General features: G+C 66.2%; 15 protein-coding genes and 2 tRNA genes. 2 read left to right on the forward strand and 15 right to left on the reverse strand.

The genetic code is table 11. From position 1 onward, the window contains the following. Nucleotides 1–476: 476 nt before the first annotated feature. From pgaD to GIW57_RS22105, 10 genes are all read right to left on the reverse strand, one after another. A complete protein-coding gene (gene pgaD / locus GIW57_RS22060; protein WP_236512892.1) occupies nucleotides 477–968 on the reverse strand; it encodes a poly-beta-1,6-N-acetyl-D-glucosamine biosynthesis protein PgaD in 492 nt (163 codons plus the stop codon). Continuing rightward, the gene (pgaC, locus tag GIW57_RS22065; protein ID WP_100460680.1) at nucleotides 965–2,218 is read right to left on the reverse strand and encodes a poly-beta-1,6-N-acetyl-D-glucosamine synthase; all 1,254 of its coding nucleotides are present in this window, start codon (nucleotides 2,216–2,218) and stop codon (nucleotides 965–967) included. The genes pgaD and pgaC overlap by 4 nt, the downstream gene beginning before the upstream one ends. Before the next feature lies 1 nt (nucleotide 2,219). Then, a complete protein-coding gene (gene pgaB / locus GIW57_RS22070; RefSeq protein WP_236512894.1) occupies nucleotides 2,220–4,127 on the reverse strand; it encodes a poly-beta-1,6-N-acetyl-D-glucosamine N-deacetylase PgaB in 1,908 nt (635 codons plus the stop codon). Between the two features lies 1 nt (nucleotide 4,128). Beyond that, nucleotides 4,129–6,168, reverse strand: coding sequence for a poly-beta-1,6 N-acetyl-D-glucosamine export porin PgaA (gene pgaA, locus GIW57_RS22075; RefSeq protein ID WP_236512896.1), 2,040 nt, complete (start codon nucleotides 6,166–6,168; stop codon nucleotides 4,129–4,131). A 375-nt stretch (nucleotides 6,169–6,543) separates the two neighbouring features. After that, on the reverse strand, nucleotides 6,544–7,749 hold the full coding sequence (locus tag GIW57_RS22080) for an MFS transporter (protein ID WP_100553029.1): 1,206 nt from the start codon (nucleotides 7,747–7,749) through the stop codon (nucleotides 6,544–6,546). A gap of 239 nt (nucleotides 7,750–7,988) precedes the next feature. Further along, a tRNA-Pro gene (locus tag GIW57_RS22085) sits at nucleotides 7,989–8,065 on the reverse strand. A gap of 138 nt (nucleotides 8,066–8,203) precedes the next feature. Further along, nucleotides 8,204–8,280, reverse strand: a tRNA-Pro gene (locus GIW57_RS22090). Nucleotides 8,281–8,336: 56 nt separating this feature from the next. Further along, nucleotides 8,337–8,450: a cytochrome bd-I oxidase subunit CydX gene (gene cydX, locus GIW57_RS22095; protein ID WP_025876452.1), complete on the reverse strand. Its 114-nt coding sequence runs from the start codon at nucleotides 8,448–8,450 to the stop codon at nucleotides 8,337–8,339. A 54-nt stretch (nucleotides 8,451–8,504) separates the two neighbouring features. Then, complete coding sequence (gene cydB / locus GIW57_RS22100; RefSeq protein WP_088101726.1) at nucleotides 8,505–9,659, reverse strand: cytochrome d ubiquinol oxidase subunit II; 1,155 nt, start codon at nucleotides 9,657–9,659, stop codon at nucleotides 8,505–8,507. A 15-nt stretch (nucleotides 9,660–9,674) separates the two neighbouring features. After that, complete coding sequence (locus GIW57_RS22105; RefSeq protein ID WP_099821188.1) at nucleotides 9,675–11,258, reverse strand: cytochrome ubiquinol oxidase subunit I; 1,584 nt, start codon at nucleotides 11,256–11,258, stop codon at nucleotides 9,675–9,677. A gap of 285 nt (nucleotides 11,259–11,543) precedes the next feature. Here GIW57_RS22105 and cydD point away from each other — a divergent pair, with 285 nt between their 5' ends. Together cydD and cydC are read left to right on the forward strand one after the other, a co-directional pair. Then, a complete protein-coding gene (gene cydD / locus GIW57_RS22110; RefSeq protein WP_236512904.1) occupies nucleotides 11,544–13,232 on the forward strand; it encodes a thiol reductant ABC exporter subunit CydD in 1,689 nt (562 codons plus the stop codon). Next, on the forward strand, nucleotides 13,229–14,908 hold the full coding sequence (gene cydC, locus GIW57_RS22115; protein ID WP_236512898.1) for a thiol reductant ABC exporter subunit CydC: 1,680 nt from the start codon (nucleotides 13,229–13,231) through the stop codon (nucleotides 14,906–14,908). The genes cydD and cydC overlap by 4 nt, the downstream gene beginning before the upstream one ends. 50 nt (nucleotides 14,909–14,958) lie before the next feature. Here cydC and GIW57_RS22120 read toward each other — a convergent pair whose 3' ends face one another. The 5 genes from GIW57_RS22120 to GIW57_RS22140 form a co-directional block, all read right to left on the reverse strand. Further along, complete coding sequence (locus tag GIW57_RS22120) at nucleotides 14,959–15,303, reverse strand: DUF1294 domain-containing protein (protein ID WP_236512899.1); 345 nt, start codon at nucleotides 15,301–15,303, stop codon at nucleotides 14,959–14,961. Continuing rightward, a complete protein-coding gene (locus tag GIW57_RS22125; protein ID WP_236512900.1) occupies nucleotides 15,303–16,415 on the reverse strand; it encodes a homoserine O-acetyltransferase in 1,113 nt (370 codons plus the stop codon). Before GIW57_RS22125 ends, GIW57_RS22120 begins: the two co-directional genes overlap by 1 nt. 153 nt (nucleotides 16,416–16,568) lie before the next feature. Beyond that, nucleotides 16,569–17,564, reverse strand: a complete 996-nt coding sequence (locus GIW57_RS22130) for a tetratricopeptide repeat protein (RefSeq protein ID WP_329605779.1) — start codon at nucleotides 17,562–17,564, stop codon at nucleotides 16,569–16,571. After that, a complete protein-coding gene (locus tag GIW57_RS22135) occupies nucleotides 17,558–18,016 on the reverse strand; it encodes a cytochrome c-type biogenesis protein (RefSeq protein WP_100461010.1) in 459 nt (152 codons plus the stop codon). The genes GIW57_RS22130 and GIW57_RS22135 overlap by 7 nt, the downstream gene beginning before the upstream one ends. Nucleotides 18,017–18,020: 4 nt before the next feature. Beyond that, nucleotides 18,021–18,638: a DsbE family thiol:disulfide interchange protein gene (locus GIW57_RS22140; RefSeq protein WP_025876469.1), complete on the reverse strand. Its 618-nt coding sequence runs from the start codon at nucleotides 18,636–18,638 to the stop codon at nucleotides 18,021–18,023. Nucleotides 18,639–18,648 lie beyond the last annotated feature (10 nt).

An 18,648-nucleotide genomic window follows, 5' to 3' on the forward strand; every position in this document is an offset into this window, starting at 1 on the left:
GCGGGGGACGCCGCAAGTACGTCCCTGTAGGCTTGGGCGCGCCATCCATGGCGCTTACACCCCCGCAACCGGACCCACCCCGCCTTCGACAGATTTCCGCGAGCTGTCGGAACGACGTACTGTGCTGCTGTTGGTAGGTGTCGACCTTGGTCGACACGTAGATCCACGCCATGCGTGGATGTTTTTCATTCCGAATTCGAAATATTCGATTCCGATGGAAATTCATCCACGCATGGCGTGGATCTACCAGATTGCGGAAATCTGTCAGAGGTGGGGCGGTATGGGTAGGCAGGACCGTTGGCGCCATGGATGGCGCCATCGAGCCCCCATGGATGGGTTTACGGCGTGTCCTGCCTGCCCATACCGCCCCACCATCCCACGGAATGCCAGCTGTTGCTGTTGCTGTTGCTGTTGCTGTTGCTTCGGCTGTTGCCGTTGCCTCTGCAGGGTGCCGGGCGCAGCCCGGCCGAACCCCCTTACCGCAACAGCTGTGCAGTCATGCCCAGCGGCCGCGCATGCTCATCCATGTGCAGGGTGATGGCCTTCGCATTGAACATCTGTTCGGCGAGCTGATCACTGGCGCCAAGCGAACGGGCGATCTCCGAGCGGCTGGCGTCCTCGCGTGGGTTGCGCCGTTCCCTGCCGGCGAAGCGGTAGCGGTTGTATTCGGCCCAGGCGATCAGCAGCAGCGCGCAGCCGGCCAGGATCACCGGCAGGGCGATGATCACGAACGGATCCAGCTGCTGCTTGCGCTCGTACAGTTGCAGCCACGCCTGCTGCCCACCCAGCACCCAGGACACCAGGGTGATCAGCGGCGCCCATAGATAGAAGTAGAACCCCCAGAACGCCAGGGTCACAAACCCCCAGGCGGTGCGCTGCAGACGGGGCTGCTTGCGCGGTTTCTGGATCAGGCGCGAGTCGAAGCGGTTGGACGGCCTGCTGGCCGCCGTCTGGCGATGTGCGTTCATCGGATACCCCTGTCTGGGCTGACCCAGGTTGCACGCTTGCCACGCCGCCTGAGCAGGGTCTTGGGCAGCGCCACCAGCGTGGTGAACAGACTGATCAACCAGTACGCCATCGGGTACCAGATGACCCAGAAATAGTTGCGGCCGATATGCGTTTCGTAACGCCTGTCGATGATCAGGCTGCTGGCAAACTGCAGCAGGCAGACCAGCGCCAGAATCACGCCATGCCATTGCGGCAGCAACGTGTCGATGTACAACTGCGGCGGCACCGGGATGAACTTGCCCAGTGCCCACAGCAGGATGATCGCGAGCATGGTGTAGGCCCACAGCACGCTGAGGATGTATTCCAGCAGCACGCCCCACATGCGCCGCTTGCGCCAGCTGAACAACGAGGAGCCGTGGCGCAGCAGCACTTCCACACCGCCCTGCGCCCAGCGCAGGCGCTGCCGCCACAGTCCCTTCAGGGTTTCAGGCATCAGGATGAAGCACAGCGCGTTGGGCTCGTAACGGATGTCCCAATGATCCAGCTGCAGCCGCCAACTGATGTCGATGTCCTCGGTGACCATGTCATCGGCCCAGTAGCCGATGCGGTGCAGGGCCGTGCGACGGAACGCGGCGATGACCCCGGACACCGTGAAGATGCGGCCGTAAACGCGTTGGGCGCGCTTGATCATGCCGATGATCGACGAGAACTCCGCCACCTGCAGGCGGCCGAGCAGGGTGGAGCGGTTGCGGATGCGCGGGTTGCCGGTCACCGCGCCCACGCGCGGACCGCTGGTCAGGTGCCAGACCATCCAGTGCATGGCGAACTCTTCCAGCATGGCATCGCCATCGATGCACACCAGATACTCCGAACGCGCAGCCAGGGCGCCCATGCGCAGCGCATTTGCTTTGCCAAGGTTGCGGTCCAGATGGACCACCCGCAGGCGTGGGTGCAGGGCCGCAAGCGCGTCCAGGCGGGCGCCGGTGTCGTCGCTGCTGCCATCGTTGATGGCGATCACTTCGAAGTCCGGATAGCGCTGGGCCAATGCCGCGCCGAGGGTGTCGTCCAGGTTCGCCGATTCGTTGTGGCACGGGATCAACAGGCTGGCGAACGGATACTCCGCCATGGGCGGTGGATCGTTGCGCGGGCGCGACTTCCGCTCACGGCGGAAGAAATAGTACAGGCCACCGGACATCCAGAAGAACGCCATCACCATGGGGTAGAAGAAGGCGAACTGGAACATGGCGTTGAGCCACGGGTTCATGTCCACGTCACTTCTCCGGATACGGGAAGTTGCGCGCGGACATCGCCGCGCGTGCATCCTGGGTCGACGGCTTGTCGGCAATGAAATCGTCCGGGTACCACGCGAAATGACGCACGCCCTGGGCCTGCAGGCGACGGATCTGCGCGCGCAGCTGTTCGCCGCTGATCGGCGTCTGCGTGCGCCAGTCCACGGTCTGCAGCTCGAACATCGTGTGCTTCAGGTCCGGGTCGTGCTCGCGCACTGCCACCACCAGGCGGTCCATCCAGCGTTGGGGACGGCGGCTGCCTTCCATCCACGGCATCGCCATCAGCGCGGTGCGGTCGTAGGCCTGGTTGAACAGGTCCAAGCGCTGGGCGAACCACGCCGCGCTCTGCGGTTCCAGCACCGGCTGTGCGTACAGGTTGCGCACGGTGCCCAGCTTGGGGCGCCAGCGTTGTGCGCTGTCACGCAGTTCCAGGGTGAAATCGATCAGCGCCTGGGTGCGGCCACCGTCGCTGCCTTCCTGTGGCAGCTGCGCCAGCTCGGTATCGCGTACGTAGCCGTCATCGTGGAACAACAGGCCTTCGAAGTACGAATTGATCGCCAGGTCTTCGTAGATGTCCTTGATGATCTGCCGTGCCTGCGGCTTGGTGAAATCCAGGCGGTACATGCCATCGCGTTCCGGGCTCTGGATGCCCAGCGCCGCACGCTGCGCAGCGTCGGGCAGTTCATAGCCCAGCACCGGCAGCCACGCGTAGACCTTCACCCCGGCGCGGGTTTTCAGCTGCCAGGCGACGCGGTTGAACAGGTCCGCGCGCATCGGCAGGTGCCGGTTCGGGAAGTACAGGGCATCGGCGGTGTTGTTGCCGTCCGGGTCGGCGAAGGCCTGCAGGTAGACATGGGTCGGGCCGATCCGCTTCACGCGTTCGATCAGGGCATCCAGGTTGCGCGCCTGTTGTGCAGGGTCGCTGTCGTAGACCGAATCCAGATCGATCTGCAGGGCACGGGTACCGTCCAGGTTGACGTTGCGACGCAGCTCGAAGGCCAGCGAGGTGACGTTTGGATTGCTGGTCACCAGCAGGCGTGCAAGGCCGTGCAGGTCGGCGGTTACCGGCGTGCTGCGTCCTTCCAGGTCGAAGGACACCGGCATGCCCAGCTGCTCGGCGATGTCGTTGCTCAACTGGTTGTAGGCGGCATACGGCCAGACGATCGCTTTCGGACGTACGCCCAGTTCCTTTTCGATGCGCTGCACGCTGCGGCCGAGATCGTCGCGCAGGCGCTTCTCGTACTCCTGCGTGCTTTCATAGCGCTGCGCCGTCGGGTCGTAGATGCGGGTGATCACCGCCGGGGTCTGGTTGCCCTGCGGGTTGGACTGCACGCCGTGGTGCAGGTTGTCGGTATGGCTGGCCAGTTCGATCAGGCCGCTGGCCTGCATCTCGCGCAGCTGGTCCCAGGTCAGGAAATCGTCATGGCCGAACGGACGGTAGCCGTAGTCGATGGTGCGGCCCGGTGCCATGTCCACGTAGTCGGTGATCACCGCCACCAGCGCCGGATAGTTGTACGCACGCAGCAGTGGATAGACACGGCTGTACACGCTGCGCAGGCCGTCGTCGAAGGTCAGCAGCACCGGCCGCGGCGGCAGTTTTGCTTCTCCGCGCGAGGCCTTGATCAGCTGCGACAGCGAGACCGGGTGATAGCCATGGGCGGACAGCCAGTCCAGGTGTGCGGCGAAGTTCTGCGTGCTGACCGCGTAGGCGTCGGCATCGGACTTCTCCAGCACATCATCGCGCACGTCGTGATAGCTGAGGACCAGCAGGCCGTTGTCGGCCGCGTCCAGTTCCGCGGCCGAGCGGGCGCGCTGGGCTGCGGCGGGCAGGGCGAGGAACAGCAGCGCCAGCAGCAGTACGGTCGTCAGGTTGCGAAGCATCCGTCCCATCTCATTCTCCCCAGCGCAGCGCGGCATCGAAGCCGATATGTCGTTCACGTTGGCCGTCGTAGACCGGTCGCGACCAACTCACGCCGTACTCGAGGATCCGCCCCTGATCGAACTGCCATTCGTGGCGATAGGCCACGGTCGGAATGATTGAACTGCCAAAGCCTTCCTGCCAGTAGTTTCCAACGGACACCGTCAGGCGATGGCGGAAGTGGCGCTCGTAGTGGCGCCACAACTGCTGGTCGATGCGCAGGCCCACTTCCACCGAACGATCCCGCGAGGGGTTGAAGTACGGCGCATCGTCGCGGTTGCCGCGGCTGGTGTAGACACTGCCCAGGCCATCGATCAACAGGCGGGGGCGGGTCAACAGCCGTTGTTCGATCGCGCTGTTCAGCGTGTCGCGGCGGTTGCCATCGTCGTAACGGAACTGGCTGCCACCGATGCTCCAGTGCGTGCGTTCGTTGCGCGTGTAATCCACGGCAACGGCGACGCTGTCGGCGGTGATGCCGGCGACGCGTGCCTGCATCGAGGCTTCCGGGTCATTGCGGGCGGCCGTTACGCCGGCGTGCCAGCGGTCGTTGAACTGCCAGCCGAATCCGCCGCGCAGGCCGGTGTCGCCGATGCTGTCGTTGGGGCGCAGCACCGCCGCCTCGGCATCGACGCGGTCGAAGCGGTAGCGCACGCCGGCACCGATCCACAGCGGATCGATATCCTGATCCTGGAAGGTGACCGAACGGCGGTCGGCGAAGGCGAACAGGCGCCAGCGGTCGTTGAGAACCGGCGAGGCGACTTCCATGCCGTAGTGCAGGTCGTCGTTACCCAGCGGCGAGGTGCCGCCACCGCCGGAACTGCGGCCGCCCTCGACCTTGGCCAACAGCTGCCAGCCGCGATGCGCGCGCCAGTCGCGGTGCATGCGCTGCACCGACGGCTGGCTTGGATAGCGGGCCAGCAGATCGTCATGCAGCGGTCGCGCCAGGTCGTCGCGTTGCAGCTGCACGTAGGATTCGTACATGCCCAGCCGCGGCGCGATGTCACGCGGGTCCAGGGTGTAGGCCATCTGGTGGCGTTCCAGTGCGCGCCGTGGCCAGCCGCGCATCTGATAGACGCTGCCCAGCGAGGTCTGCAGGCTGCCATTGCCCGGGCCGACGTCGACCAGCGCTTCCAGCTCGCGCTGGGCCGTGGGCAGATCGCCGCTGTAGGCCCGCACCATCGCCAGGTTCAGATCGGCTTCGTAGCGCGCCCAGTTCTGGAAGGGTGTCTTGCCACCGCCCCAGCGCCATGCCGGTTCATCCTTCTGCCACGCCTGCAGGTAGCCCACCGCCTTCTCCGCCTGCTCGGTCTCCAGGTAGGCATAGGCCAGCTCCGAGCGCGACTGGAAGCGCGAGGGATCGTTCTTCGCGGCGGCCTCCAGCAACGGGATGGCCTCTTCCGGATTCTGGGTGGACATCAGCGAATCGCCGACCGCTGGCAGCACGTAATCGGGCAGGGCATGGCCCTCGCGCTGCAGCGCCCGGGCTTCGTCGCGCACCTGCGCGTGACGGGCCAGGCGGTTGAGCAGGATCAGCCGGTCCATGCGGATCCGCAGCGGCGCCTGCCCCTGCGCGGTGCCATCGCGCTCGACGTACTGCTCCATTTCCGCCAGCGACGCCTCGGCCTCGTCCAGCCGGGTGTCTTCTGTTTCCCCGTAGGCCAGGCTCCAGTTGACCAGCTTGGCCACGTAATTGGCTTCCAGCTGCGTCTTCTGGTCCTGGTCGAACAGGTTGGGCCGGGCCTGGTAAAGCCGCCAGGCGCGATGGGCATTGCCGATGTCGCCCAGGGTCAATACCTGCAGCTTGTACAGCAGGTCGTCGTCGGGCTCGCGTAGCTGCGCGCGCTCGATCGCTGCCAGGGCATCGACCCAGCGTGCCTGGTCACGGTAGTGGCCGATTTCGGCGAGCCGTTCGGCGCGCGTGGTCGCGGTGGGCGGCGGCGCCGCATCAGCCCAGGACGCCAGAGTGGCGCAGGCCAGGCCGACGCAGAACGCCAGCGGACGGTAGACAACCATGAGACCCCCCTAAGCATCCATACCTGAACGATGTGCTTAAAGTGTGACGCACATCACATGCCAACTGTAGCTGACGCTTTGCCGATGCAGGCAGTTGCGGTCCGTACCAGATTGACGGAAAGTCCGTGAAGGATCGGCCAACCTTTCTGCAACTCATTGTTGAAAAAGGTATTTTTTGATTGCTCCGGCGGCAAGGGAGCGGCAGCACGGCACGTCCCCGGGCTGTCCGGCACCCCAAGCCGCGCCCGGTTCGGGACGCGAACCGGGTCAGCTTTGGACACGCTACGTCACCCGCTGCGGTGGCGGTGTGTAGGTCGCGGTAGTGGGGTGTGTGGGTCCAGCTTCACGGCGGCGGGCGTCAGGCAGCCGGGGCGGTCACCACAGGTCTTCCAGCTTGCGCGGCTTGCAGGCCACCCACGAGGCGCACAGCATCAGCACCGCGCAGCCGAACAGGAATGCGAAGGGCAGGGTCCAGCCCTCGCTGACGGTATGCAGCCAGCCGACCAGGAACGGGCCCAGGCAGCTGAAGCTGTAGCCCACGCCCTGCATGAAGCCGGACAAGGCGGCCGAGCCGGTGGGGGTGCGCGTACGTAGATTGATCAGGGTCAGCGCCAGCGGGAACGTGGACGGCCCGACGCCCAGCAGGCAGGCCCACAGCAACGGCGCCTTCATCGGCGCGAACAGCAGGCCAGCGAAGGCGATGACGAAAGCGGAAAAGCCGATCAGCACCAGCGGGAACGGGTTCTGCAGGCGGACCGCCAGTGATGGGATCACCAGCGAAGGCAGCAGGCCCAATGCCGAAAACACCGCCACCATCACCCCACCGAAGGCGGGCGTGGCACCGGCTTCGACCACGATGCGCGGCAGCCAGGTGAACATCGAATAGGTCATCAGCGAAGTCATGCCGAACATCAGCGTCATGCTCCAGCCCAGTGACGTGCGCCAGACCCTGCCGTGCGGCTGCACGGTGGGGTCGTTGCTGTCCAGCACCGGTTTCGGTGCACGGCGCGCCAGCAACAGCCACGGCAGGGTCGCCGCCAGCGCCAGCAACGCCCACATGCCCAGCGACACCCGCCAGCCTGCGGCGTTGGCCACCGGCACCGCCAGCAGCGCCGGCATCATCGTGCCCAGCTGCAGCACGCTGATGTACAGCGTGCTCATGGTGCCGACCTTGTTGGCGAAGTAGCGCTTCACCAGCGGCGGCACCACCACGTTGCCGATGCCCATGCCGGCCAGTGCGATCACCGAGCCCAGCAGCAGGGTGCCGACATTGCCGGCGCTGGAGCGCAGCAGCAGGCCGGTGGCGGCCATCAGCATGGCCAGCAGGGTGGTGCGCTCAAGGCCCAGGCGTCGTGCCAGCGCCGGCGTGGCGACGCCGAACAGTGCGAACGAGGCGGTCGGCAGCATGCCCAGCACACCGGTCATGGTGGTGCCGAAGCCGAACTGCTGGCCCAGCACGTCCAGCAGCGGAGTGATCGAGGTGACCGCAGTACGCAGGTTGACCGCTGCCAGCAGGATCGCGGCGAACGCCAGCAGGCGACCGTGCAGCAATGATGGCGAAGGGGAGGTGGGGGACGTCATGCGGTGTTCCTTGCAGGTGGCGCACGCCGCGCAGGTGACGTGCAGCGCCCGCACCGGACAGGGCCGGTGTGGCAGGTGGGGGAGTGGCGGCCATTGTACGTGGCCGGCCGCGTCAGGTCCTCGACCCCGGTGCGGGGCGGCACGTGGCTGACGACGGCGTAGCCGGGTGTCCCGGATTGCAGGCACAAAAAAACCCGGAGGACAGTGATGTCTTCCAGGCTTCTTGGTGACCACCGAAGTGGTCGGGGAGACAGGATTCGAACCTGCGACCTCTACGTCCCGAACGTAGCGCTCTACCAGACTGAGCTACACCCCGAAGGGAGCCGCCTATTCTAGCCATTTCCCCCGATGGCGGCAAGGGGGAAGACCGTTCTGCTTCGCTGCCGTGACAGCGACTCCTGCGGGAACAAAAAAGCCTGGAAGACTTCACCAGGCTTCAATGCGACCACCGAAGTGGTCGGGGAGACAGGATTCGAACCTGCGACCTCTACGTCCCGAACGTAGCGCTCTACCAGACTGAGCTACACCCCGAAGGAGCCGCCAAGAATACGGTGTGAAGGCCGTTCCGGCAACCCTTTTTTACAGTTTCAACGCACTTCCTTGTCGGCGCGCGCGCTTTCGCGTGCTTCGAACCACATCCCGTTGAGGATGGCCACGACCGAAGCCAGGCCAGCGCCGAGAATCCAAGCGAAATACCACATGGTCAATCTCCTGTGTGCGAGGGGTGTGCCGACCCTGGGCCGGCACACGGGCAATCAGTACGCGTTGGGGTTGTCGTCCATGTCCTCGACCGTCGTCTTGCCCTTCAGCACGCGGTACACCCAGGTGGTGTAGGCGAGGATGATCGGCAGGAAGATGGCCGTGGCCAGCAGCATGACCCACAGCGTGAGGTGGCTGGACGAACTGTCCCAGACGGTCAGGCTGGAAGTGGGCTGGCTGGAGGACGGCAGCAGGAACGGGAAGATCGCAAAACCGACGGTGAGGATGATGCCGGCAATGGACGCGCCCGAGGCGATGAAGGCCAGGCCGCCACGACGCGCGCGCAGCAGGACCGCACTGGCAAGCGCACCCAGCAGGCCCAGCACCGGGAACACCAGCGTTGCCGGCATGCTGCTGTAGTTGCGCAGCCAACCACCAGCAGCGGTACCCAGTTCGGCGGTCTTCAACAGCGGATTGGTCGGCCCGTCGGTCACCACCTGCGAGGTGATCTGGTAGCCCGGCAGGCCGAAGGCCACCCAGGCGCCGGCAGCGGCGAACAACACGAAGCTGATGATGGCGGCGATGCTGCCGTAGCGCGCTGCACGTTCGGCCACCGGGCCGTCGGTCTTGAGCACCAGCATGGCTGCACCGTGCGATACCAGCATGGCCACGCTGATCAGGCCGGCGATGAGCGCGAACGGCGTGAGCAGGCCGAAGAACGAACCGGTGTAGGTCACGCGCAGCGTGTCATCGAAATGGAACGGCACACCCAGCAGCACGTTGCCCACCGCGACGCCGGCAATCAGGCCCGGCAGCAGGCCACCAACGAACAGCACGCGGTCCCAGTTGTCGCGCCAGCGCTTGGACGGCAGCTTGCTGCGGTACTTGAAGCCGACCGGGCGCAGGATCAGCCCGAACAGCATCGCAAACACCGCCAGGTAGAAGCCGGAGAAGCTGACCGCATACAGCGGCGGCCATGCGGCGAAGATCGCGCCGCCACCCAGCACCAACCAGACCTGGTTGCCTTCCCAGACCGGGCCGACGGTGTTGATCACCAGCCGGCGTTCTTCGTCGGTCTTGGCCACGAACGGCAGCAGGGTGCCGACACCAAGGTCGAAACCATCCATCACGGCCCAGCCGACCAGCAGGATGCCGAGCAGCAGCCACCAGATCACGCGGAGCGTGGTGTAATCAAGTGCAATGAATTCCATCTGGATTCTCCTGCCTCAGGCCTGGCCGGGGGCAACGGCATTGGGGGAAACAGGGCGGATGTCGGCCTGCAGCGTCGGCAGGATGTCATCAGGACCCTTGCGGACCGCCTTCAGCATCAGCTTGATTTCGATGATCAGCAGCACCGTGTACAGGCTGGTGAACACCGCCAGCGTGGTCAGGATTTCATGCAGTGCCAGGCCCGATGCCGCATAGAAGGTGGGCAGTACGCCATCAACCGCCCAAGGCTGCCGGCCGTACTCGGCCACGAACCAACCGCATTCGATCGCGATCCACGGCGCCGGCAGGCTCCACACGGCCAGCTTCAGGAACCAGCGCTTGTCCTGGAAGTTGTTGCGGCACGAGTAGTAGAAGGCCAGCGCGAAGAAGGCGATCAGGTAGAAGCCCAGCCCGGCCATGATGCGGAAGGTCCAGAACAGCGGCGCTACGCGTGGCACGGTATCCATCGCCGCCTTGGAGATTTCCTCCGGTGTCGCGTTGAGGATGTCTTCGCGGTAGCGCTTCAGCAGCAGGCCATGGCCGAGATCCTGCCAATGGCGGTCGAACATTTCCCGTGCTTCGAGGTCGTTCTTGTCCTTCTTCACCCGTTCCAGTGCGCCGTAGGCGATCTGGCCACCACGGATGCGGTGCTCTGCACGATCCACCAGTTCGAGGATGCCCGGAATCGGCTGGTCCAGCGAACGGGTGGCGATCAGGCCCATCAGGTACGGGATCTTGATCGCGTAATCGTTGGTATGGGTGTCCTGGTTGGGAATGCCGAAGGCGGTGAAGTCAGCCGGTGCACGCTCGGTTTCCCACATCGCTTCGATTGCGGCCAGCTTCATCTTCTGGTGTTCGCTGGCGGCATAACCGCTCTCGTCACCCAGCACCACCACCGACAGCGAGGACAGCAGGCCGAAGGCTGCGGCCACCGCGAACGAACGGCGGGCCATGTCCCTGTGCTTGTTGCGCAGCAGGTACAGGGCGCTGATCGACATCACGAAGATCGCACCGGTCACGTAACCGGCACTAACGGTATGCACGAACTTGGCCTGCGCCACCGGGTTCAGCAGCACCGCGGCGAAGTCGACCACTTCCATGCGCATGGTTTCCGGATTGAACACCGCACCGGTCGGGTTCTGCATCCAGCCGTTGGCGATCAGGATCCACACCGCCGACAGGTTGGTGCCCAGCGCCATCAGCCAGGTCACGGTGAGGTGCTTGACCGGGCTCAGGCGCTTCCAGCCGAAGAAGAACAGGCCGATGAAGGTCGCTTCCAGGAAGAACGCCATCAGGCCTTCGATGGCCAGCGGCGCACCGAAGATGTCACCTACGTAGTGGCTGTAGTACGACCAGTTCATGCCGAACTGGAACTCCATCACCAGGCCGGTGGCCACGCCGATGGCGAAGTTGATGCCGAACAGGGTGCCCCAGAACAGGGTCATCTGCCGCCAGACCTGCTTGCGGGTCATGACGTACACGCTTTCCATGATGGCCACCATGAAGGACAGGCCAAGCGTGAGCGGTACGAATAGGAAGTGGTACATCGCGGTCAGAGCGAATTGCAGCCGCGACAGTTCTACGACTGTCTGATCAATCATGGCCTGGCTACCTCGTTGGATAGTGCCGTTGCAGGTGGCGGGAAGGGTGGTCTACGGGGTGAATGATGTGACCGACTACTTCAAACAGCCTTGATCCAGATCAATGTATGAACAGGTATTCAGGAGGATCGTATGCCAACCCGATGAAGACTGCGACCGCCGGCCGCAGGGGAAGGCTGTTGCCTGCGCCTACAATGCCGTCCATCCCCCTGCTGCCTGTGAAGAGCCTTGAGCGCTGCCGAACCGACCGCTGACGCCCCTGATCGGGATGACGAATCGACGCGCTTGCGGCGTGTCCGCACCGCGTGGCTGGCCGATCTGGCCCGCGCCGCGAAGGGACGGCAGCGGCTGGCGTCGCTGTGCATCAGCGTGTCCGGTGCGCTGTTGATCGGTCAGGCCGCCGCCATCGCCTGGCTGGTGCAGCAGGTGCTGGTCGAGCGCGCGCCGTTGGCCCAGGGCCTGCCGGTGCTGGCCGCGCTGGCGGTGATCCTGGTGGTGCGGACCCTGCTGGGCAGTGTCACCCAGGCTGCGGCCGGTGACGTTGCCGATGCTGCACGCCTGTCCCTGCGCGAGCGTGTCTTCGCGCGCCTGCTCGGGCATGGCCCGCTGTGGCTGCGGCAGCGCCGCACCGGCGAGCTGGGTGAGCTGATGCTGCATCACGGCGATGCCATCGAGAATTACTACAGTGGTTTCCTGCCGGTGCGCACCGAAGTGGTGGTGGTGCCGTTGTTGATCCTGGCCGCTGTGGCCTGGGTCGATTGGGTGGTTGCACTGATCCTGCTGTTCACCGCACCGCTGGTGCCGTTCTTCATGATGCTGGTCGGCTGGGGCGCCGAAGCGGCCGGACGCGCGCAGTTGGGGGAACTGGCGCGGATGAGCGGGCACTTCGCCGATCGCATCAAGGGCCTGGGCCTGCTGCGCCTGTATGGCCGCGGGGAGGCCGAGCTGGCCGGCATCGAGGCTGCGGCCGAGGGCGTTCGCGTGCGCACCATGAAGGTGCTGCGCATCGCTTTCCTGTCGTCCACCGTGCTGGAATTCTTTGCGTCGGTCAGCGTGGCGATGGTCGCGCTGTATCTGGGCCTGAGCTATCTGGGCCTGATGTCGCTGCATGCGACCGTGCCGACGCTGGGGGCAGGTCTGTTCTGCCTGTTGCTTGCACCGGAGTTCTACGCGCCGTTGCGGCGCTTGGCCGCGCACTATCACGACCGTGCCAATGCACTGGCCGCTGCCGCCGAGGTAGAGCGCCTGCTGCAGGTGCTGCCGGACGACGAGGCCCCGATTGCAGAGGACGGCGTGCCGCTGGCACCGGAGCCGGCCGAGGCCGCCTTGCCGCCGCTGCAGGCGCACGGTCTGGTACTGCGTCCGTTGGGCGCTACCCACGACGTGCTGCACAACCTCAACCTGCAGCTGGAACCGGGCCAGCGTCTGGCTCTGGTCGGCCCCAGTGGCAGCGGCAAGAGCACGTTGCTGGAAGCGCTGGCCGGGTGGCTGCCGCCGCGCGCGGGCCGGGTGCAGCTGCGGCCGGGACTGCAGGTGGCCTATGCCAGCCAGCGTCCCTATCTGTTCCACGGCACCATTGCCGAGAACCTGCGCCTGGCCGATCCCGGTGCCAGTGATGCGCGCCTGCGCGCCGTTGCCGAAGCCGCACAGGTGCTGCAGTTCGCGCAGCGCCTGCCAGAGGGGCTGGATACGCTGATCGGCGAGCGCGGCTTCGGCCTGTCCGGTGGCGAAGCACGTCGCATCGGCCTGGCGCGTCTGCTGCTGCGCGATCCGCAGGTGCTGCTGCTGGATGAGCCGACTGCTTTTCTCGACGCCGAAACCGAAGCGGCGCTGCTGCGCAGCCTGGCCGCGTATGCACGCGGGCGGAGTGTGGTAGTGGCCACCCACAGCCCGGCGGTGATCGCCTGGGCCGACCGCTGCCTGCTGCTGCCAGATGGGCGTCTGGTTGAACCGGCGCAGGCGGTACGCGCATGAGCCGCTCTTCCGATTCACTGCGCGCGGTGTTCCTGCGCCATCGCCCGCGCCTGCTGCTGGCGGTGCTGCTGCTGTGGACCACGATGCTGGCCGGCACCGCGCTGCTGGGTCTGTCCGGCGGCTTCCTGACCGCTGCAGCGCTGGCCGGTGCAGCAGGCCTTGGCCAGGGGTTCAATTTCTTCACTCCGTCGGCCGGCATTCGCGGGCTGACCATGGCGCGCATCGCATCGCGCTACTTCGAAAAACTGGTGGGGCATGACGCCACCCTGCGCATCGCCCGCGACCTGCGCGTGTGGTTCTTCCGCCGCGCGCTGCCGCTGGCGCCGGCACGGCTGGGCGCGACCCGCACCGGCGATCTGCTGGCGCGGCTGCTGGGCGACATCGGCGAAATAGACGGCCTGCTGGTGCGTGCCATCGGCCCGCTGCTGGCGCTGGCTGCGTTGACGCTGGTGGGCGTGGGCTCGGCGGCGTTGATCCTGCCATCGGCAGCGCTGCTGCTGGCGGTACTGGCGCTGCTGATCGGTGTTGGCGTGCCGTGGCTGGGCGTACGTGGCCATGACAGCGAAGAGGCCGACCGCGCTGCCCATCGTGCGGCGCTGCGCACGGCAGCATTCGAGGGACTGGAAGGGGCGGCTGATCTGGCCGCGCTGAATGCTGGCAACGCCTGGCAGTTGAAGGTGCGGGTGGCGGCCAAGCAGGTGGCCTCGCGCGATCGTCGTCGACGCCTGCGGCTGATTGCTGCCTCAACGCTGCATGGCGTGCTGGCCGGGCTCGGCCTGGTGGCGATGCTGGCACTGGCGCTGCATGCGGCCGAACAACAGCGCATCGCACCGGAAATGGCCGCCGGGCTGGTGTTCCTGACGGTAGCGATGATCGAGCTGTGGGCGGGCATGGGCCTGGCCTGGCAATCGCTGCAATCGGGCCGCATTGCCGCCGCGCGTCTGCAGGCCATCGTCGAGCAACCGCCTTCGGTGCAGGAGCCTGCATCGCCGCAGCCACTGGCGTCGGCCGCGACCGTGCATTGGGACGATGTGCACTTCCAGTGGCCAGGCGCCGCACGGCCGGTTCTGTGTGGCCTGCAGCTGACGCTGGCGCCGGGCGAGCGCATCGCCATCCGTGGCGACAGCGGCAGCGGCAAGACCACGTTGTCCAGCCTGCTGCTGCGTCTGTGGGATCCGCAGCGCGGACGGCTGACCTACGGCGGCCAGGACCTGCGCGATGTCGCCCAGGTCGACTGGCACCGGCATCTGGCATGGCTGCCGCAGAACGCGCCGGTATTTGCCGGCAGCGTGGCCGAAAACCTGCGACTGGGCGATCCCGAGGCCAGTGACGAGGCGTTGTGGTCGGTGCTGCAACGGGTACGGCTGGGCGAATGGGCCGAGCGCAATGGCGGCCTGCAGGCCTGGGTGGGCGAGAACGGCGCGACGATGTCGGCCGGCCAGGCGCGGCGCCTGGCGCTTGCCCGCGCGCTGCTGCGCAATGCGCCGATCCTGCTGGTGGATGAGCCCACCGAAGGCCTGGACGTGGATACCGCGCGCGCACTGCTGCAGGACCTGCCAGCTCTGCTGGAAGGACGCAGCCTGTTGATGATCACCCACGATGACCTGCCGGCCGGTGTGGTGGATGTGCAGTACCGGTTGCGCGATGGGGTACTGGTCCGCGAACCGCTTCGGTAGATGCCGACCTTGGTCGGCACATACGCGCGTGGCGTGGATCTACAGGGCGGCTACCGCGAAAATTCGCGCAGCATCACCGCGATCGAGGCCGCGTTGGCCAGCACGCACAGCCAGAACACCCACTGGAACTGCATCTTGCGATGTTTGTGGCGGAATACCGCCTGGCCGAGCAGGGCACCAGGCCAGCCGCCAGCAAATGCCAGCAGCTGCAGCGTGCGCTCCGGTGTCCGCTGCTGATTGCGCTGCGCTGCCCGCTTGTCGTGCCCATACAAGCCGAACGACACCGCGCTCGCCAGCGCGCACCACGCTGCCAGCCACAGTGGAAACACGCCGGTTGCGGTCAAGCCGATCAACGCACCGCACGCGGCCAGTGCGAGATTGCGCCGCCACACCATTACAGTTCGTCGAGGAAGCCGCGCACGGCCGGGCCGAAACGTTCGAAGTCGACCAGGAACGCGTCATGGCCCTGCGGTGATTCCAAGCCGATGAAACGCGCATCCGCGCCGCCGGCGCGCAGGCCATCGGCCACCTGTTGCTGCTGCTGTACCGGGAACAGGATGTCGGTGTTCGCGCCAATTGCCAGCGCCTTGTCGACGCGGATGCTGGCCAGTCCGGCCAGCACATCGCCATCGCCATATTCGGCCAGGTCGAACCAGTCCATCGAGCGGCTCAGGTACAGATAGCAGTTCGGATCGAAGAAGCGCACGAACCGGCGTGCATGTCCTTCCAGATAGCTTTCGACCTGGAATTCCAGACCGAACGGGTCGTCGTCGGCCTGGTCGGAATCCAGCCGCACGCGACCGAAGCGGCCATCCCATTCCAGCGCCGAGCGGTAGGTGATCACACCCAGCTTGCGTGCCATGCGCATGCCCGATTCCGGGTATGCCTCATTGTCGTAGTGGCCGCCGTTCCATCGCGGATCCAGGCGGATCGCTTCGCGCTGCAGCGAACGGATGGCGATCGAGAAGGGCAATGCCTGTGCGCTGCCGGAAATGTTGATATGGCTGCGGGCGATGCCCGGATGCAGCAGCAATACCGCCAGCGCCGTCATCCCACCCATTGAATTGCCGATCACGCAGGCGAGCTGTTCGATGCCCAATGCGCGCACCACGTCGATCGCCGCGCGTGCGCCGTCTTCGATCGACAGTTCCGGGAAATCCAGGCGATACAGTTCGCCGCTGGCTGGGTTGATCGATGCAGGGCCGGTGGAGCCCTTGCAGCTGCCCAGCGAGTTGACGCAGACCACGAACCAGCGGTCTGTATCGATCGGCTTGCCAGGGCCGATCATGGCTTCCCACCAGCCTGGCGCAGGGTTGGCTTCGTTGGCCGCCGCATGCGCGTCGGGCGACAGGCCGGTGACGATCAGGATTGCGTTACCGGCGCTGGCATCCAAAGTGCCCCAGGTCTCGTAGGCCACGCGCGCACCGTGCAGGGCTCCGCCACGTTTGCACGGAAAGGGCGAGGGCAGGGCATGGAAGCGGGTGCCGGGCGGAATGAATTCGGTCATGTGGGCATTCTAGCGGGGCGGCATGTGCAGCTGGCGACACGCTGGTTTCCATGGGCGGGCTGAGCGTGGATCCGCCGGGCATGGCCCGGCGCTACCGGTGGTGCGCGTGGGTAGCGCCGGGCCATGCCCGGCGAGCGCAGCGGCGCGGGTACGTTACGGGAACCGCAGCTCGACCACGCCGTCATGCGGCAGGCTGACCTTGACCGGGGCGGTCTGCAGGTCGTCTTCGCTGCGGTTGGCGCTGCCGCTGCGCGAAATGCGTGCCAGTACTTCCACTTCGCGATGCGCCGACAACGGTGCGGTCGGCATCGGGCTGTCGCCGTCGCCGAGGCCGACCGTTGCAGGGAAGCTGGCCAAGGGCAGCTTGCGTGCAGCCACCGGCATCGGCGGGCCACCCACCGCGCGCGCCAGCACGAACACCTGGGTGCTGGCCGGCCAGTCACCCGTTTTCAGCGATGCGGGCAGGTGCACGCGCACCTGCAGCAGCGCCGATGCCGATGCCGCTGCCGGTGCGTCCGGCAGCTGGCCGGACGCCTCGCGGGCGATGGCGATCTGCGCCTGCAGCGCCTGCGCCGCACCCGGCTCCAGGCGAGGCAGCAGCGTGCTCCAGAGATCGGCGGCCTCGGCGTTGCGGCCACGCTGGCGCAGCGCGATGCCAAGCAGCCAGCTTGCGCGCTCGGCATCGGGCGACAAGGTATGTGCACGCTGCAGCCATGCCAGCGCAGTGTCATCGAACTGTTTGCCCGGATCGGCCTGGGCGCGTGCCTGCGCGGCCTCGACCAGCACGCCCGGTTCGTCCGGTGCCAGTGCTGCGGCGCGGTTGAAGGCATCGGCCGCAGCGGCGGCATTGCCGAGCTCGGCCTGCGAGCGGCCCAGCAGCGCCCAGCCATCGGCGCGTTGCGGGTCACGCTGCAACGCCTGCTGCAGTGCTTCTACGCCGTCACGCAGGGTGGCGACCGAAGGCGCGGGTTGCACCTGTGCAGCGCGCGGATTGCCGACCAGCAGGTACAGGCAGGCGCCGGCCACGCCGAGCGCTAACACCCCCAGCACGAAACTGCGGCGGCTTTGCTGACGCAGCGGCCACAGCACTACTGCCGCCAACAGCGCAGCGGCCACTGCGGCGACCATCGGCAACCAGTGCGTCACCAGTCCTCTCCCTCGGTTGGGTTCACCGCAACGGATGCATCCATCTGCCGGCTGCGACGACGGACGATGCCCATCACCACCAGCGCGCCGCCACCCAGTACCAGCAGCGGACCGCCCCACAACAGCCAGGTGCCCGGTTGCAGCGGTGGTTGATACAGCACGAATTCGCCGTAGCGGGCGACCAGGAACTGCTTGATGGCCGCATCGTCGAGGCCCTGCTGCATCAACTGCAGCACTTCACGGCGCAGGTCCTGGGCTATCTGCGCATTGGAATCAGCCAATGACTGGTTCTGGCACTGCACGCAGCGCAGCTGCGCGGCCAGGTCGTGGAAGCGCGCTTCCTCGGCCGTATCGCGGAACACCAGCGGCCGCGCATCATGCACCGGTTGTTGGGCGAGGCCGGCGTTCGGCAGCGCCAGGGTCATCGCCAGCAACAGGGGCAGCAGCCAGCGCATGTGCTTACGGCGAGGCGTGCAGGGTGTTGCCGGCATCGCCTTGGGCCTTTTCAAGCTTTTCCAGCGCCGGAATCAATTTCTCGTCGACCACCTGCTGGGTCATCGCACCGCTGTACTTCCAGCGCACGATGCCACTGCCGTCGACCAGGAAGGTCTCCGGTGCTGCGGTCACGCCCCAGTCGATGGCGGTGCGGCCTTCGATGTCGCTCAGCACGACCATGAACGGATTGCCCAGCTGTTCCAGCCAGTGCAGCGCGTCGGTCGGTTCATCCTTCCAGTTGTAGCCGATCACGCGCACGCGCTTGCTCTCGGCGAAGCGGGTCAGTACCGGATGTTCTTCGCGGCAGGCCGCGCACCAGCTGCCCCAGACGTTGAGCAGGTAGGGCGCACCACGCAGTTCCTCGCTGCGCACGATCATCTGCGGGTCATGCAGCACCGGCAGCGCGAACGCCGGCGCCGGCTTGTCGATCAGTGCCGAAGGCAGCACATCGCGCTGCGGATCGCCCGATTTCATCACCCCGTAGATCATCAGGCCAAGCAGGCCGAAGAAGAACAGGACGCCAATCACGATGGCTACCGGCGGCAGCGGGCGGGAAGGGCGTGGGGCGGGCGACTCGGACATGGGGTACTCC

Origin of the sequence: Stenotrophomonas sp. PA-6-5C (assembly GCF_021605635.1) — a bacterium.
Taxonomy (GTDB): domain Bacteria; phylum Pseudomonadota; class Gammaproteobacteria; order Xanthomonadales; family Xanthomonadaceae; genus Stenotrophomonas; species Stenotrophomonas lactitubi.